The organism is Paenibacillus plantiphilus (assembly GCF_927798095.1).
Taxonomy (GTDB): domain Bacteria; phylum Bacillota; class Bacilli; order Paenibacillales; family Paenibacillaceae; genus Paenibacillus_Z; species Paenibacillus_Z plantiphilus.
In genome coordinates, this window is record NZ_CAKMMF010000004.1 from 87764 (window position 1) to 104515 (window position 16752).

The 16752-nt window shown below is 54.3% G+C and carries 13 protein-coding genes; all 13 read right to left on the bottom strand.

Going from position 1 to position 16752, the window contains the following annotated elements; genetic code table 11:
* Window positions 1–59: 59 nt before the first annotated feature.
* The 13 genes from L6H65_RS04320 to cobT all read right to left on the bottom strand — a co-directional run bounded on the left by L6H65_RS04320 (window position 60) and on the right by cobT (window position 16737).
* Window positions 60–989 (bottom strand): EcsC family protein, encoded by a 930-nt coding sequence (locus L6H65_RS04320; RefSeq protein WP_236339211.1) that lies wholly within the window; start codon window positions 987–989, stop codon window positions 60–62.
* 315 nt (window positions 990–1304) lie between these two features.
* A complete protein-coding gene (locus L6H65_RS04325; protein WP_236339212.1) occupies window positions 1305–2924 on the bottom strand; it encodes a DUF4179 domain-containing protein in 1620 nt (539 codons plus the stop codon).
* The gene (locus L6H65_RS04330; protein ID WP_236339214.1) at window positions 2905–3489 is read right to left on the bottom strand and encodes an RNA polymerase sigma factor; all 585 of its coding nucleotides are present in this window, start codon (window positions 3487–3489) and stop codon (window positions 2905–2907) included. The genes L6H65_RS04325 and L6H65_RS04330 overlap by 20 nt, the downstream gene beginning before the upstream one ends.
* 305 nt (window positions 3490–3794) lie before the next feature.
* Window positions 3795–5867 (bottom strand): HelD family protein, encoded by a 2073-nt coding sequence (locus tag L6H65_RS04335; protein ID WP_236339216.1) that lies wholly within the window; start codon window positions 5865–5867, stop codon window positions 3795–3797.
* Between the two features lie 740 nt (window positions 5868–6607).
* On the bottom strand, window positions 6608–6901 hold the full coding sequence (locus tag L6H65_RS04340) for a DUF1294 domain-containing protein (RefSeq protein WP_236339218.1): 294 nt from the start codon (window positions 6899–6901) through the stop codon (window positions 6608–6610).
* A gap of 101 nt (window positions 6902–7002) precedes the next feature.
* Window positions 7003–9492, bottom strand: coding sequence for an ATP-dependent helicase HrpB (hrpB, locus tag L6H65_RS04345; protein WP_236339220.1), 2490 nt, complete (start codon window positions 9490–9492; stop codon window positions 7003–7005).
* A 56-nt stretch (window positions 9493–9548) separates the two neighbouring features.
* Window positions 9549–10262 carry an adenosylcobinamide amidohydrolase gene (locus L6H65_RS04350; protein ID WP_236339221.1) on the bottom strand — a complete coding sequence of 238 codons (714 nt, stop codon included), beginning with the start codon at window positions 10260–10262 and terminating at the stop codon, window positions 9549–9551.
* Complete coding sequence (locus L6H65_RS04355; protein WP_236339223.1) at window positions 10259–12067, bottom strand: cobyric acid synthase; 1809 nt, start codon at window positions 12065–12067, stop codon at window positions 10259–10261. Before L6H65_RS04355 ends, L6H65_RS04350 begins: the two co-directional genes overlap by 4 nt.
* A gap of 1 nt (window position 12068) precedes the next feature.
* Complete coding sequence (cobD, locus tag L6H65_RS04360; RefSeq protein WP_307728301.1) at window positions 12069–13199, bottom strand: threonine-phosphate decarboxylase CobD; 1131 nt, start codon at window positions 13197–13199, stop codon at window positions 12069–12071.
* Window positions 13200–13243: 44 nt separating this feature from the next.
* Window positions 13244–14059 carry an adenosylcobinamide-GDP ribazoletransferase gene (gene cobS, locus L6H65_RS04365; protein WP_236339224.1) on the bottom strand — a complete coding sequence of 272 codons (816 nt, stop codon included), beginning with the start codon at window positions 14057–14059 and terminating at the stop codon, window positions 13244–13246.
* On the bottom strand, window positions 14041–15021 hold the full coding sequence (gene cbiB / locus L6H65_RS04370; RefSeq protein ID WP_236339225.1) for an adenosylcobinamide-phosphate synthase CbiB: 981 nt from the start codon (window positions 15019–15021) through the stop codon (window positions 14041–14043). The genes cobS and cbiB overlap by 19 nt, the downstream gene beginning before the upstream one ends.
* Window positions 15018–15620, bottom strand: coding sequence for a bifunctional adenosylcobinamide kinase/adenosylcobinamide-phosphate guanylyltransferase (cobU, locus tag L6H65_RS04375; protein WP_236339226.1), 603 nt, complete (start codon window positions 15618–15620; stop codon window positions 15018–15020). Before cobU ends, cbiB begins: the two co-directional genes overlap by 4 nt.
* A gap of 61 nt (window positions 15621–15681) precedes the next feature.
* A complete protein-coding gene (gene cobT, locus L6H65_RS04380; RefSeq protein WP_236339227.1) occupies window positions 15682–16737 on the bottom strand; it encodes a nicotinate-nucleotide--dimethylbenzimidazole phosphoribosyltransferase in 1056 nt (351 codons plus the stop codon).
* Between the last annotated feature and the right edge of the window lie 15 nt (window positions 16738–16752).

Consider the following 16752-nt stretch of genomic DNA (forward strand, 5'->3'; position numbering starts at 1 on the left):
GTCCGATCGTAGCCGGAATCATTAGCATAGCATATTTACCGTTCATCCGGCGACCGGCGCTATGCCTGTTCCTCCAATAGAACGAGCCGTTCCATAACCCGCCGTTTACGATACAGCATCGTCGCTGCCTCCGCTGCATCCTTCAACGTGCCACGATTTATAAATGCGCCGAACAGCATGCCGGCAACAGGGATGAGCTGGAACAGCTTCTTCCAGCCAAAATTATCTCGATACGTTGCCACAACCTCACGCCAGCCTTGAAGCTGGGAAGCCATCTGGCCCTGCGTATCCGGCTTGCCGAACAAGGAGAGCTGCTCAAGTATCGCTTTCTTCCCGACGATGTCGGAAGAGGCGAACTGCAGGCATTTGATAACGAACACGCGCTCCTCCTTCAGCTTCGGATTATAGCCATAACTGATCGCTACCTCTTGTATCACCTTTAAGGAGAGACCGAGCACGGCAGGAATATCAATCGCGAGCGTAAATATTCCGCCGAATCCCGTTGTCGCCCCTTGCAGTGTCGCCAAATTTGCATTGCTTTGCGCGTAATCATCTGCAGCTTTGTTCATAGCTGCAATAGGCAGCCGAGCTGCCGTATCCATCGATTCGGTTCCCAGCTTGCGAAGAACAGCGCCCTCCGAGATCAAATATTGTCCGCCTGTCTGCATATAGCTGCCAATTTCATCGACCGCCTGACCGATTTTCTGCTGCAGAACGCGCGGCGTCAGCTTGTCCAGCAGCATGAATGGCAGCCTGCCGAGCTTCTCCCAAAACCACAGATCCTTCTGCTCCCGTTCCCACTTCTCGATGACCAGCCGGGCTGCTTCCAGCTCATCCTTGCTCTCCGGCGGTATCCATGCTGCAACATCGCCCCCTTCGCCTGGAGCGTGCTCATCCTGAACAATCGTAGTATCCCTATCACTCTCTCTATCGGTAAGGTCCTGGCTGCCTTGGTTATCTGGACCGCCTCGATTTTCATTATTTTCCATATATATTCCAGCTCCCTCTCTATCGTCTACGGTTCTATTTTTGTATGCTTCACTTCGTTGTACGCAGGTCATTCAGATTTGGACTCAAATTATTTCGCGCAAGCCGCTTCATTCAGCCGACAATGATAAAGGGAGACTCTGGGTCATCACTGACACCTGGGTCTCCCTTTATTAACAGCCAAAGCATGAGATTAAAACATATGGCAGCCGGCAAAGCAGCTATTTTCGCTCAAGCTTGTCTTAAGTTATGCTGCCGCCAATCCAATAACTTATGTTGCACCGAAGTAAACGTCCCTTCGCAGCGCCTGCGAAGCTTTAATATCCATAATCGGATGGGTCAACCTCTTTAATCCCTTGAAATTGCTCCCCTCTGGGCAGTTCAAAGGACCAGTTCACATCGAAGTATCGCTTATCGATTATTTGCCGAACTAGTGTGACTTCACTGGGTAATGCAGTCATGCCATCTGCAATAAAGCCAGGATCGCCCTTAATGTCTGTGACCTCACCTCTCGTAATTCCGCCCCTCATGGACAGCGGATATTCTCGTCCGTTCTCGTCCCGCAGGCTCCACTCATCTTCTACGTATGAATTTCTAAATTTACCTTTAATATGAATTAAACCCACGATGGCGGAGTTAGAATCGAAGCCCTTGCCGATCTTCATTTCCGAAATGGTCAGTGCATCGCCTTGATCCACAAATACAAGCGGCTCCAGTTGAAGGTCGGCGGGACGGAATGTAACCGAAGCTCCGCTTTTCTCCGGAATAGAATACCCCTCCAGTACGAAGGTAACCTTCTGGCGATCATATGGCAAATATTTAAAGAAATAATTCCATTGCGTTCGACCAGTCTGCTTATCCGTATAATGAGACATGGAAATCAAACTTTCCTTATGCGGGACTTTGAGACTATTCACACTGGAGATTTCTTCCCCATTCTCATCCTCAAAACGAAACATCAGCTGCAATTTCTCAGCAAGGTCGCTCGGTGAACGCTCCGCCGCCTCCGCATTCAGAGAAGTCACCAATTGAAGCTGCACCGCGCCGGGAGTCCGTATGAGTCCTTTCATTTCGATCGTAAGACCATTTGGCGACGTATATTGCTCATGAAGTGCATTGACCAGCTTCAGCTTGTTAATCTCCGTCATATCCAGCTCGAAGCGAAAGCCCCAATCACCATAGACAAACGGCTTGCCATCGAACTTGCTGCCGATTCGGTCAAAATTGCCTTCCACAAAAATACGATCCGTCTCATCCATCGTTGTATAGGCGAATTCCAAATTGTCAAAGTTGGTGGCTCCGCCCCGCGAGCTCATCGCTGCAATCTCCGTCCCGTTCGCGTTCATTATTTTGAGCTTGTTCCAATCCAGCTTATCTCTGATCGGGCGCCCCTGTGGGTCCGTCAGCTTCACGCCCATCACAATACGCGCTCCATCTGCTACAACCTCATTAATTTCCAGCGTATAGCCCTTGTCTTCAACCTTAATGCCCGGGTTCTGAACAATGCCGAGTTGATTCGATTCGATGATGCCTATATCCGTACTGCCGTCAGCCGTGAGCAGGGATCGTATCAGATCAGCGATGGTAGGGCGCGCATACAGCAGAGAGCCGCCAAGTATGACAAAAGAAGCTGCGGCAATAATTAGCCATTTGCCTGACATTCCGCGTCTGCAACGGGAATCCGTCTCTCCTTGTCCCTTCCCGCCGCCTTCGCTAAATGGATCAATCGTATGACTCTCCAATGCAGCCATCACTGTGGTATCGAAGGCGTCCGGCAGCTTGCCTGGGAAAAGAGTTTCGTGCCATCTGAGCTGCTCCTTCAGAGCAGCCTCGTAAAGCGCACCGCAGCTTGGACAATTGTCAATATGGGATGACAGGCTGCCTGTATCTCGATTGACGATGAGCGCTTCGATCTGATCACGATTGTAGCATTTCAATGCCTCCCCCTCCTTCCGCTTCCATTCTTTTCTTAAGCCCCTGCTTGGCCCGATAGAGGCAATTGCGCACTTTGTTAGGCGGCAGGCCGGTAATTTCGCCAATTTCCTCATAGCTTAGCTCATTCGTATACCGCAGCAGCAGAACGAGACGATAATCGTCGGGCAATTGACCAATTAGCTGATTGAGCTCCGCCTGCCTTTCCTTGCGCAAATAATGCTTCTCGGGTGTATCGCCATCCATACGCTCGCTATCCATAAGCTGACCATTGGCAATCTTTTGTCTGACGTTCTTCCGCCTGCCCCTTTCCTTCAATAAATTAACTGCAATCCGGTAAAGCCAGGCGGCAAAGCTTCGGTCACGCTGGTGATGCGCAAGCTTCCTGTAGGCTTGGATAAAGGTTTCCTGAGTCAGATCCTGCGCATCCTGCTCCCCCGATCCCATTCCGCATAGAACACCATAAATGTTCGCGCTGTATTTATGCATAAGGAGAGCGAATTTATCCTTTTGCCCATTTAGAATGTCTTCTATTAATGCTCGATCCTGTATTAGTGACAGGTTCTCCATCTCCCTCTCCCCCATTGCTCCAGCTATACTATAGACGGCGCGAGCCGGAAATTCTTCTCACTAATGGCAAAAAAAATTCCGCCCCGAACGAGATTCGGAGGCGGAAATGTATAGGAATCGATATGACAAAACCGTTCGAAATGGCAATAGCGAGTAAATTTGCGCTGCCTATCATTCAGAATGAACAGTGGCGAGTAAATTTGCGCTGTCTATCGTTCAGAACGAGCAGTAGCGAGTAAATTTGCGCTGTCTATCGTTCAGAATGAGCAGTGGCAAGGGGATTCGAGCTGAATATCGTTCAGCTTCTATAGCAGTGCTGTCAACGGTCCGCAGTGGAGAAGAGCCAGCTTGTGAAGCGCCCTCGTACAGCCAACATACAGCAGCTTCGCATCATAGATGCTGTAGCTGGCAGCATCGGCATCAGCGATCAGAACCGCGTCGAACTCAAGACCTTTAGCCAGATACACAGGGACCACAGTAAGCCCACCTCCGTATGCAGGCTGTTTGCGCTCCACCAGCGAGGCTTCGATTCCCTCCTGGGCCAGCCGTTGTGCAAGAATTGCGCAGGCGTTCGCAGTCCGACCGAGTACAGCAATCGTCTTATAGGTTCCTTCCCGCTGCCAATTGCGCACCGTATCGACAGCTTGCTTGAGCCGTTCCTCCTCAGTGTCAGCCGCTTCCACTTCAACAGGCTCGCCGCTTCTGAACACTGGAACTGCTGGCTTAACGCCTGCTCCCATACTGCCTAACACTACATTGGCAAAATCGATAATTTCCATTGTCGACCGATAGCTGCGATCCAGCTCGAAATAGCCGTTGTCCTCAGCTGGGAATAAGTCCGTTAATTCCTTCCAGCTGTGAATACCCGCATAGCCGTGAATACCCTGCTGCAAATCGCCAAGAACCGTCATCGACGGCTGGCTTTGACGGAGCTTAAGCGATTCGAGCTGAAGCGGCGAATAATCCTGCGCTTCATCGATGACGATATGATCGTACATCGGGTGCTCAGAACCATTTAACCGAAGGTGAATATAAACGAGCGCCGCTAGATCCTCAGACTGAACGAGTCCGGATTTCAACCGCTTTATCGTGGCTGCGCGATCCTTTGCTGGCAGCGATTGTGCTGCATCGGCATCCTGGAGAACGGCTGTATAAAGCTGTGGCGCGGTGAATGCGGCAATTTTCTTGCTGTATGCGCTCACCTTGGCATTCGCTTTGCTTTTCAGCTTCGAATCCGTATAGCGCCGCGCTTTCCATTCTGATTCAAACCATCGTTTGATTCGACTGACCAGACGTTCCCGCCGCCGCATAATCGGCTCATCCTTGAGGTCAACTGCAAGCCATTCTTTCATCATCGAAGGCTGCAGAACGAAACCATCCATTAGCTCCAGGGAAGCGGCTGGCAGCAGCTTGTCTTCCATATCGGCAAGCTTGCCATCAATGGCTTGCTTGAAGGATGGGCTCCCTTTCAAACGGCCGGACGCATGCTCAAGCTCCGCAGCTGTGCGGGACTGCTCGAACCAGTAGTCCATCGCATCGAATGTCTCATCCAGTTTAACCGTATGCTGAAGCTGATCCAGCGCCCACTCCGTATAGGTTGTCCCGATAATATCACCTACGCCAAGCTCTGGCAGAACGCCGGATATATAATCCAGAAACATTCGGTTCGGGGCAAAAATGACCATCCGGTCAGCGCGAATGCGGCCCGCGTACCTGTAGAGCAAAAAAGCGAGACGATGCAGCGCTACCGTTGTTTTGCCGCTGCCCGCCACACCTTGAATGAACACCGCTTTGTTCTTGTCCATTCTAATAATGAGATCCTGCTCCTGCTGAATCGTGGACACAATATCGCGAAGCTTGTTGTCCTTGCTCTCTCCGAGCCGATACAGCAGAAATTCATCGGTTACCGTCTCATCCGCTTGACCGCGCACATAGCTGTCCACGATCCGTTCGAGCTTGCTCTGCCGAACCATCAGATTGCGCTTCAGATGTACGATCCCCTCAATTTCGCCCTCCGGCGAATCATATGCAACCGGGGCCTCTCCGCCGCTAAAGGCATAATACAGACTGGCGGCAGGGGCGCGCCAATCGATGACCAGCAGCTCATTCGTTGCTTCATGCGCAACTCCGGCTTTGCCGATGTAAAGCGGGCTCGGCGCTGCCTGTGCAGACTCTTGGAAATCGAGCCGACCAAAATACGGCTCTCGCAAAGCGACCTCCAATCGCTGTTTGCGCTGCTCGCGCTGCAGATCCAGCATCTGCTCGGTGAAGTCATCACCCGTGTATCGCGGACCTATAGCGCCAAGCTGGTTGCCAATATGCTGAAGCACGTCGTCCATCCGCTTCTCTTCCTGTTGAAAGGCACTTTGAACCGTCATGTCAGTTACCTCCCTCTGCGACTGCACACGCATGTCTTTCGGCGGCTTTCACTGGCAGGACAAAGTTATGCAACAGCCAGCGAAAGCCGCATTCTCATGCGGCTTAGTCGGGTTATTTGATTTATATTTGCATCATATACGCATGCTGGTTCCCCAGCACGAATGACAAATATAGCATATCAGCACCGTCAATGGCAACTATAAAATTACAAATATTGTCCAATTTCACAAGCATCTTGTCAACGGTCCCGGCAACAGTCTGTTCCTACAACAATCAAATTGTTGAGAAAATCCACGGGGACATTTCTCGGCGAGGGTTGCATCAGCCATCGCTTGCATCTCGAAAATCCCGCGTATATCGCGTTACTATTCCAATTGGACTTATTATATACCTGTATATTCAGTGAAGCCTTTTTATATCGTGTTAATCCAAAGTCTCTATTTCCGTCTTACGGCGATAGCCGAAGGGGGCTTTGCGACAACGACATCTTGTCATCTGTAAGAGGTTTTTTCAAGCTTACAGCGCAATTCACTCCACTCTTCCGTGCTGTAGCGCGATATTTCCGTCTTACAGCTAAAACCAAAGGGGATTTGGCGACACCTTGTCATCTGTAAGAGGTTTTTTCAAGCTTACAGCGCAATTCACTCCACTTTTCCGTGCTGTAGCGCGATATTTCCGTCTTACAGCGAATGCTTGGGTTGAATTTTCAATATCCTGATTATTGTCAGCGTCAGCTTGCTTATTGCAAGTAACGATATAGCACATACAGCACGCCGATGTGAAGCAGCAGCATGAGTGGCAGTCCGATCGCGAATGCAGCATGCTTCGTCTTATGGTGCAGAAGCCGGAGAGCCAGCCATGCTCCTAGCGCGCCTCCGAGTGCGCTCAATCCAAGCAGCCGTCTCTCTGGTATGCGCTGCCGGCTGCCACCTCGGCGTTTTGCCCGCAATTTATCGGTTCTCATCATGAGAAAGAGTATGATATTGATTACGAGCAAGTAGCTCGCAATGATCATGAATAGGCCATTATTCACATAATCACTCCTTCCATGAGGTTGAATTTATCGCACCGCGCGCAGCTCCCAGCACGCGGTGCGGCGTTGCATGACGCGTTGCATGACGGCGATCGACAACTTTAGCCTCGCGGCTTTGCGCGATTGGTCGGCATCGCTTCCAGCGGATTGTCCGGCCAATAATGTTTGGGATAACGTCCCTTTAAATCCTTCTTCACTTCAAAATAAGCCTGCTGCCAGAAGCTCGCCAAATCCTTGGTTACCTGAACCGGACGATGAGCAGGAGAGAGCAAATGAATGGTAATAGGCAGCTTGCCCCCTGCGATATGCGGCGTCTGCTGCCAGCCGAACAGCTCCTGCAGTCGAACAGCAAGTACAGGGGCTGTTGGATCGCTATAATCAATAGCGATCCGGGAGCCGCTAGGAACCGTGAGATGCGTGGGCACCTCTTCATCAAGCTGCTGCCGGGATTGCCAGGTCAGCCCGCTTGCAATGATGTCGGTCATATTCAGCCGTCCAAGATCGCTGGCGTTTCTCATGCCGCCTATATAAGGAGCGAGCCAATCCTTCATCGTGGCAAGAAGCGTCGCCTCCGTTAGATCCGGCCAGTTGTCCGGATTGTGGACGTGCATAAGTCTTATACGCTCCAAAAGCTGCCGGGATTGCCGCGTCCACGGCAAAATATCCAATCCCTGTTCCGCGATGCCACCCATGAGCGCTTCCATAATCCGCTCAGGATCAGCGTCGCTCAATGGACCTTCCTTGAGGACGAGGGAGCCAAGGAGCAATTTGCGCCGTGCGCGTACGGACAGGGCCGAGCGATCCCAGCTTATATGGGATTCCCATTCCAGTTGCCCTGCACAATAGCGCTCGATCTCTGCAAGCGTAATCGGCGCAGCCAGCATAATGCGGCTGTCCGCTCCCGCATCCTCAATATCCGCGACGACCAGGTACGGCGCGGATGATAACGGCTGGAGCTCCGGCACAATCGCGCCGCGACCGCTGCGAAGCAGGAACCTCCCGTCACCGCGCCGCTGCGCGATGCGGTCGGGATAGGCCTGCGCAAGCAGGATGCCGCAGCACTCGGCATCCCGCTCCGCGCCCGCGTGCGGCCGAATCCCGGCCGCACGCATCCACTCCCGCGCTTCGGCAGCTATTCGCCTGCCTGTCGCCTCATCCAGCCCCGCTCCCGGCGCGCCGCCATGCAGCGCCTCAAGCCGCAGCCGCATATCGATGCTGCGGCTGCTGCGCAGCGGGTCGCGATCGCTAAGCAGCGCCGCCAAATGACAGGAGGCGGCGCCAAAACCCAAACCATCCCCGGCCAGCACCATATGGGCAAGCCTCGGATGCATGCCAAGCGCCGCCATCGCCGCGCCATGAGGCGTCGGCTTGCCATCCGCAGCCAGCGCATCCAGCGAGCGGAGCAGCTGGCAGGCTTGCGCAAAGGCGCCCGCTGGCGGAGCAGTGAGCCACGCCAGCTCCGCCGGATCAGCGATCCCCCAGATCGCCAGCTCCAGAGCAAGCGGAGCCAAATCCGAGCCTAGCAGCTCGGGATCGCTCTCCGGCTGCAGCTGCCGATGGTCTGCTTCCGTCCATAGGCGGTAGCAGATGCCCGGCGCTTCCCTTCCTGCGCGGCCTCGCCTCTGATCTGCGGACGCCACAGATACCGGAACCGTCTCCAGTCGTGTCATGCCTGTTCGCGGCGAGAATCGCGGTACTCGGCTGAGGCCGCAATCTACAACAATCCGAACACCTCGAACAGTAATGCTGGATTCCGCAATAGAAGTGGCGAGAACAATTTTGCGCTCACCCTGTGGGGATGCAGCGACCGCAGAATCCTGCGCTTCCGCAGACAAGCTGCCATAAAGCGGAACAACGCGCACCCCCTCGCCTTGCGAAGATAGCGCGCCTTTAAGCACACCCTCCAACCGGCGAATCTCGCCAGCTCCGGGCAGGAAGACAAGCACATCGCCCTCGTCGCGGCTAATCGCTTCCATAACTGTCCGTGCCGCCGCGTCTTCCAGCCGTCCTGCCGCCCTTCCCTCCGCATAGATCGTCTCGACAGGGAAGGCTCTTCCTTCACTGACGATTACAGGCGCATCGCCCAGAAGAGCAGCCACCGGTTCCGCAGCCAGCGTTGCCGACATGACCAGCAGCCGCAAATCCTCTCGAAGCACCGCCTGCGTCTGCAAGCAGAGCGCCAGCCCCAGATCAGAATGCAAGTGCCGTTCATGAAATTCATCAAAAATAACGATACCAACACCTTCAAGCGCCGGATCGCTTTGCAGCATGCGGGTCAATACACCTTCTGTAACCACTTCTATCACCGTGCCCGGTCCAACCCTCGTATCCATTCGCACACGGTAGCCGACCGTTTCACCGACCTGCTCGCCCAGGGAAGCAGCCATGAAGCGCGCGGCGGAACGGGCCGCCAGCCGTCTTGGCTCCAGCATAATAATCCGCTGATTCTTCAACCACCCCGATCCCAGCAGCGCAAGGGGAACACGCGTCGTCTTGCCCGCTCCTGGGGAGGCGACCAGAACGGCATTGCAATGCGCGGATAGCGTGTCGAGCAGTTGAGGCAAAATATCATCAATCGGTAATTGCATCATATCTTCATCCCTTGTCGTACGAAGCAGGCACGTAATAAAAAATGCTTCGCCGCTTTTTATAACTCCCCTTGCGTGCTTGTCGATTCGTACACAGTCTCATAAACAACGCGGCCAATCAAATTGCCGATTGTAGTGGCTGCTCCGGCATACGCATGCAGCGCTCCGTACCGTTCCGACTGGCTCGCGCCGATGACGACAGCGTCCGTTGTCGTACCTGTTGCGCCACGGCCGTTGGCATGATCTTTAATACCTATATCCAGCAAAGCCGCCGTCTTAGCCTCTGTAGCAGTAATGACGGCATTGACCATTGCTGATGGAGTCATTCGCCCGTCTATGAACAATATGATATTGATAGTCCCTGGGCTGTAAGCAGGAAAAACCTCGCGGATCATTCCCGATCTCGCAGCATTGCCAGTCCCGGAAGTCGCCATGCAGAACACGGTAAAGCAATCTCCCTCGGATTCCGCTATAGAGGCATGTGTCAGCTTCGCTGCAGTCAGCAGCCCTACCGTAGCAGAAGTGGACAAGTTCCACTGCTCAAGCATGCGGCCGACATCACCGACAGGATCGCTGCAGTTGTAGTGAAGCGGAACCTTCCAGTTGACGAAGCCGTCAGCCGTGCTCAAGCCACCTCCATAAACCGCACTGCTGACCGTCTGCAGCGGCTGGTCTAAACGCGCAACAATCCGGTCCTCTGCATATTGTACTTTCAATCCCTGCCAAATGGAAGATTCGTATAGCAACGCTCCTCTGCGAAAGGGCTGTGTCATGATTCCCGTCCCTCCACATCGATTACCTGTTTCAAGAAGCTGATATTCACATGCTGGCGAACATGGTCGGCAAGTCGCTGGAACGCCTGCTCGCGGCGCTCTTGAACCCGGACGCCGGCAGTCGCTTCCTCCCATCCGCGATCCCTGCGAAGGCGATTAAGCCAGCCTCTGCGCAAATCATCATTATGAAGAACGCCATGCATGAATGTCCCCCAGACCCGTCCATCAGCCGAGACGCAGCCTTCCTGATAAGGAGTAGATGCTGCGGACTCCGCAGCAAGCCCGCCATTCTCATCACGCGCATTGCGCAAAGTAAAGGGGCGCTCTGTTGCCACGAGCAGCTCACTCGCTTCATCCGCATTCGCAGCCGGATCATCTGCTCCCACGTGCAGCCCCCTCGCTCCTTCCGCATCCGCCACCGGATCATCTGCTCCTACCGGCAGCTCCCTGGCTCCGTCCGCATCCGCTATCAAATCATCTGCTGCCACCGGCAGCTCACTCGCTCCGTCCCCAATCAGATGATCGATCCATACCACCTCGCCCATATGGATCTCGTACCCTTCGACTGCATAGGCTTCTGCCAAGCCTGGCAGCTTCGCGGTTCCTATAATACGCTCCGTTCGTTTCTCTGCGGCGAAAGTGACCTCGAACGGGAACCATCCGAAGCCTTTCGTCTCGTCCTGATCGGATTCGGCATGAAGCGGATCAAGGAGGCGAGCACCCATCATTTCATAGCCGCCGCAAATGCCGACCGTGTGCCCGCCCTCGCGCACATGGCGTTCCAGACAGCTGGCAAGACCGCTGGACTGCAAATAGCGCAGATCATCGACAGCATTTTTGCTGCCGGGAATAATGACCGCATCCGGCTTGCCCCATTGCTCTGCATTTGTTACGAAACGGCATCTCACATCGGGCTCGAAACGAAGCGGATCAACATCAGTAAAGTTGGAAATATGCGGCAGCCGCAGGACGACGATATCCAGCAGCGTCCCCTCATGCCCTTCGTGCCCTGCACCTTCAACAGGCCCATATCCAGCAGCCTCGCTTGCAATAGAAGCATCCAGCGAAAGCGAATCCTCATCCTCAAGGCCCAAATTCGCCAAGTAAGGGACAACGCCAAGCACTGGTTTGCCGGTTCTTTCCTCCAGCCAATCCAGACCGGGCTTCAGCAGCGTCACATCACCGCGGAACTTGTTGACGATGAAACCGCATACCCGGTCCCGCTCATGCGGCTCCAGCAGCTCCATTGTCCCCACGATCGATGCAAACATCCCGCCGCGATCAATGTCCGCAACGAGTACGACAGGAGCATCCGCCCAAGCGGCCGCATTCATATTCACAATATCACGGCTCTTTAAATTAATCTCAACCGGACTTCCTGCCCCTTCAAGCACGACAATATCAAAGGAAGCGCGCAGCCTGGCAAGCGCCTCCTGAACAATGACTGCCGCTTCTCCAAGCACCTGCTCCCTATAGACGCGCGCTGCGAAATCGCCCAGAGGCTTGCCATGCACGACAACCTGAGACACCATATCCTTCTTCGGCTTCAGCAAAATCGGATTCATGTCTGTCGTCGCCAAAATGCCGCACGCATCCGCTTGCAGCCCCTGCGCACGGCCAATCTCCTTGCCGTCCCATGTCACATACGAATTGAGCGACATATTCTGCGACTTGAAGGGAGCGACCCGAAAGCCGTCCTCGGTCAAAATACGGCAAAGAGCAGCCGTCAGAATGCTTTTGCCAACATCAGAGGCGGTCCCCTGCACCATAATCGTTCGAGCTATCCGTTGCGTTATTTTGCTCATCCTATGCCTTCCCCTCTGCAGCGCAATCGGACCCCAGCAAGCTTGTTAACGCCTGCAGCAGCGCCGCATTATCCTCGCGCAGCCGGACAGCTATCCGGCAGTAACAATTGTCCAGCCCCTCGAACCGTGAAGCGTCGCGTATCAGAATGCCGCGTGAGCCCAGCGCCCGCTGCAGCAGGCCTGCCGTCCAGCCCCTGCCGGGCGGAATCGATACGAGCAAATAGTTAGCGGCGCTCTCATGCACCGTCAGTCCAATTGCCAACAGCTGACCGCTGAGCCAGCAGCGCTCCTCCGCTACAAACCGCAGCGTTGAAGCGGCGTATTCTTGATCTTCCAGCACCGCTTCACCGATCCCTTGCGCAAGCGAATTCACGCTCCAAGGGATTTGGAAATACTGCAGCCTCGCAATCATCTCCGGCGATCCGATGACATAACCGAGCCGAATGCCGGGTATCGCATAAAATTTCGTCATAGAACGAATAACGAGCAGCCTCTCATGATCGGCTGCAGCCTTCGCCAGACTATATGTATGCTCTTCCGGCACAAAATCCATAAACGCCTCATCCACAACGACCCGCTCCCCTTCAAGCAGCAGATCATGCACGAGCGATGGATCAATGAGCTTGCCTGTCGGATTATTGGGCGATCCGAAGAACCAAATGGCTTCTCCGCTCTCGACCCCCTCTTCACGAAGCAATGCCAGCTTGTCACGCACCAATTGCTTCGTTAGCCGAAACTCTTGCTCCGCCTGCAATTCAATGGCGCGTATGCTGCTCCCGCTCTTCACTGCGGCATCGCCATACTCAACAAAACATGGCTGGGCAAGGACAGTATGCGTGGGATGAAGCAGCCGGAATACAAGGTCGATCAGCTCTGCCGCTCCGTTGCCGACTAGAATGCTGGAATCACTCACCCCATGATGCAGCGCCAGCTTGCTACGCAGCGCTCTTACAGCAGGATCAGGATAATGACGGATCACATCCATATAGCGGCCCAGAAGATCGGCTACGCAAGTCGGCGGTCCGAAAGGATTCATATTAGCGCTGAAATCGATAAAATGATCAGCCCCATGACCAAAAAGCTCCTGTGCAGTTAATAAATCACCACCGTGACCGAATCGTTCCAGCATCATGTTGCGCTCCTTTTTATTATCATCCTGTCCATGAGACAATCGCTCTAATGAAGCAATGGCAGCAGCCAGAGAACGGCCAGCAGCAGGACAGCTTCCAATAATTCATTCAGTGCTCCATAAGTGTCGCCAGTTAGCCCGCCCAGCTTGCGGGTTAGCCATACATTAACGATGAGTCCAACAATAAGTGTTATAGCGGTTTGAATAAAGATGATTAGCAGCAGCTTGGATAAAGATATGCCGAACAAGGCGTAGCCGCCCATAACAATTGCGATATGCAGCAACAGCGCACCGATGAAATGCCGCATCCTCAAACCAGCGAACATGGAGGCAAGTCCTTCCCCCGGTCTTGCGAACGGCCATATTTTAATAGCTGCCACAATCCCCATTCTGCTGAATATGCAGGTGGAAGCAATCAGAGGCGCAGCCGCCATCCAACTGCCTCCATCCTGCAGCTCTGCCAGCATTGCAAATTTGAAAAGTAGCAGCAGTACAGCTGCCATAACCCCCATCGCGCCGACGCGGCTGTCCTTCATAATATCAAGCATGCGCTCTCGTGAACGATGACTGAGCACGCCATCTGCGGTATCCATTAGACCGTCCAGATGAAGAGCTCCGCTTAATCCAATCCAAAGCGTCAGCAGAAGCACTGCCGCAGGCATAGGAGGAACAACCGGGGCAAGCAACCATCCCGCACCGCTCAGCAAGCCGCCGATGACCGCTCCTACAAGCGGGTAATAAATGACGCTTCGCGCCAGAACGTCAGGTGTGAACGGTATCGCAACCGGCACTGGCACTCTGGTCATAAATTGAAAGGCACAGCCAACAGCCTGAAGCTGCTGCATTAATGAACGAATAGCCATACGGCAAGCACCCCCGCAAACAGCAGCAAGCTGGTCAAATATAGAAGCTTGATCATTCTAATAATGTCTTGCGGGACAAGCTCCCTTAACGGCCACCCCAAACGGGCGCGCTCGCTGGCTTGACCGAAATAATAATTGATTCCGCCCAGCTCAATTCCGATGGCTCCTGCAGCAGCCGATTCCGGAATGCCGCTGTTCGGACTCGGATGGCGGCGGGCAAACTGGACAATCGCTCTAATCGCCCTTCCTCCCGACAGTCCGGGTGTGACTAGCGCAGACAGAGCAAGCAGTACTCCACTAATCCGTGCTGGAACGTAATTCAGCCCATCATCCAATCTTGCGGATGCCCAGCCGAAATGAACATAGCGTTCATTGCGGTAGCCCACCATGGAATCCAGCGTATTGCCCGCTCGATACAGCATGGCAAGCGGCGCTCCGCCGATGAGCGCGAATACAAGCGGCGAAATAAACGCATCCACGATATTTTCCGCTACCGTTTCTATCGCTGCCCGCGCCGCATCTCTTTCATTTATCTCCGACGTATCTCTGCTTACAATATAAGACGTGTAGCGTCTTGCGTCAGCCAAATTGCCGGCAGCAAGCGGACGATAGACGAGCATCGCCGCATCCTTCAGGCCAGTGACAGCGATCGTAGAAGCGATAAACCATATCGAAACCGCATACCCGAGCCATAAATGTATGTAATTCGCCAGCCACGTCATGCCCCAAATGACAGTGAAGGCTGCCGCCATCGTTGTCAGCGCAAGGACGATTCCCCGCCGCTTGAGCTGATCCGCTTGCAGCGTCCGTCCCTCCGGACGAAGCAGCGCTTCCATTCTGCTGATGAATTTGCCTATATAAATGACGGGATGTGTCGGCCATTTCGGATCGCCTATGATCCAATCGACGAGGATTGCTGCTGCAATCAGCAGCAGCGTCTCAGATAATGAATAGAAGATCATACGTCCTCCAGGCGGAATGCATGCGCCTTCAGATCCAGCGGGAAACCGGCAACGACAAGATAGGCTTCCGTGCAAACGGCCGCCAGCTGCCGATTCAGCCTGCCGGCCTCATCACGGAACCTGCGGCCAAGGGGATAAGCAGGCACGATGCCGCTCCCAACCTCATTGGACACCAGCAGGAGCGGACTGCTGCAGCTTGCGACAGCATCAACTAAATCGTCGATAACATCCTTTAAATTCAGCGTGCTGGGGACTGCCGAATGGTCCCCTTCCTCGGCCATCGGCTCAAGACGCAGCAGCCAGTTCGTCAGCCACAATGTCAAGCAATCTACCAGCACAACAGGACGTTCAGAAGCTGTCGCCCCCTCCTGATCCAACTGCCGAAGCGCTGCAGCCAGCTCAAGCGGCTCCTCTATCGTACGCCAAGGAAAGCCGGAAGCCTCCCGCAGCTCCTTATGCTGCTTGATCCGAGTTGCCATCTCATCATCCCAGCTCTGCGATGTAGCGATATAGATCCCGCTTGCAGCGCTGCGCATCGCATACCGTTCAGCGAAATCGCTTTTCCCGCTTCGCGCCCCGCCCGTAACAAATACTTTCATTGTCGAGCCTCCTGAAAAAAATCCCACGGAATCGGATTCTCATGATTGCTTTCATTCCTTGCTATCCGCGCGAGATGCCAGCGCTTTCGAAGGTTGCCATCTCGCGCATGATGCGAAGCGCGGCGTCGATAATAGGGAAACAAAGCACCGCGCCTGTTCCCTCGCCGAGCCGCATATCAAGATGGATAATCGGCGATAGACCGATGACGTCCAGCAGCTGACGATGTCCTTGCTCATGGGACAAATGCGAGCCCAGCATAAAGGCCGCTGATTGCGGCGATAATGCCGATGCAACCAGTGCAGCAGCCGAAGAAATGAACCCGTCCACCACAACCGGACAGCGTTCCGCAGCCGCGCCGAGAATGACGCCGACAAGTCCGGCGATCTCCAGGCCGCCTACCTTTGCCAACGCATCAATGGGATCACGCCTGTCCGGCGAATGAAGTGCAATAGCCCGCTCTACAACATCTATTTTATGCTGGCGCCGTTCCTCATTGATACCCGTTCCCAATCCGACGGCATCCTGGACCCGCATCTCTGCCAATACTGCGCACAGGGCGGCGCTCGCCGTTGTATTGCCGATGCCCATCTCGCCAGTTGCGAACATCCGATAGCCCTTTGACGCCAAATCCTTCACAATTGCCGCCCCGGCTGCAATCGCAGCGACTGCCTCTTCACGCGTCATTGCTGCTTCACGGGTCATATTTGCCGTCCCTTTGCGCACCTTGCACTGAATGAGACCTTCGTGGCTGAGATCAGCATTCACGCCGATATCTACACAAAACACTTCAGCGCCTGCTCCTCTCGCCAGCACATTGACAGCCGCTCCGCCCGCCAGAAAATTCAACACCATCTGCGGCGTAACCTCAGCAGGAAAGGCGCTGACACCTTCCTCGCATACGCCATGATCGCCCGCCATCACGATAACGGCGCGTTTGGACAAATCCGCACTTATTTCGCCCGTAATGCCAGCGATCTGCCGCGCAATTTCCTCCAGCTTGCCCAGACTTCCCGGCGGCTTCGTCAGACTGTTCAAGTGCTGCTCCGCAGCCTCAACCGCGCTTTCATTCAACGGTCCAATTGCGGCAATGATCGTTTCCAGCGTCCCTTCGCTCATACAGCCTTCGCCTTC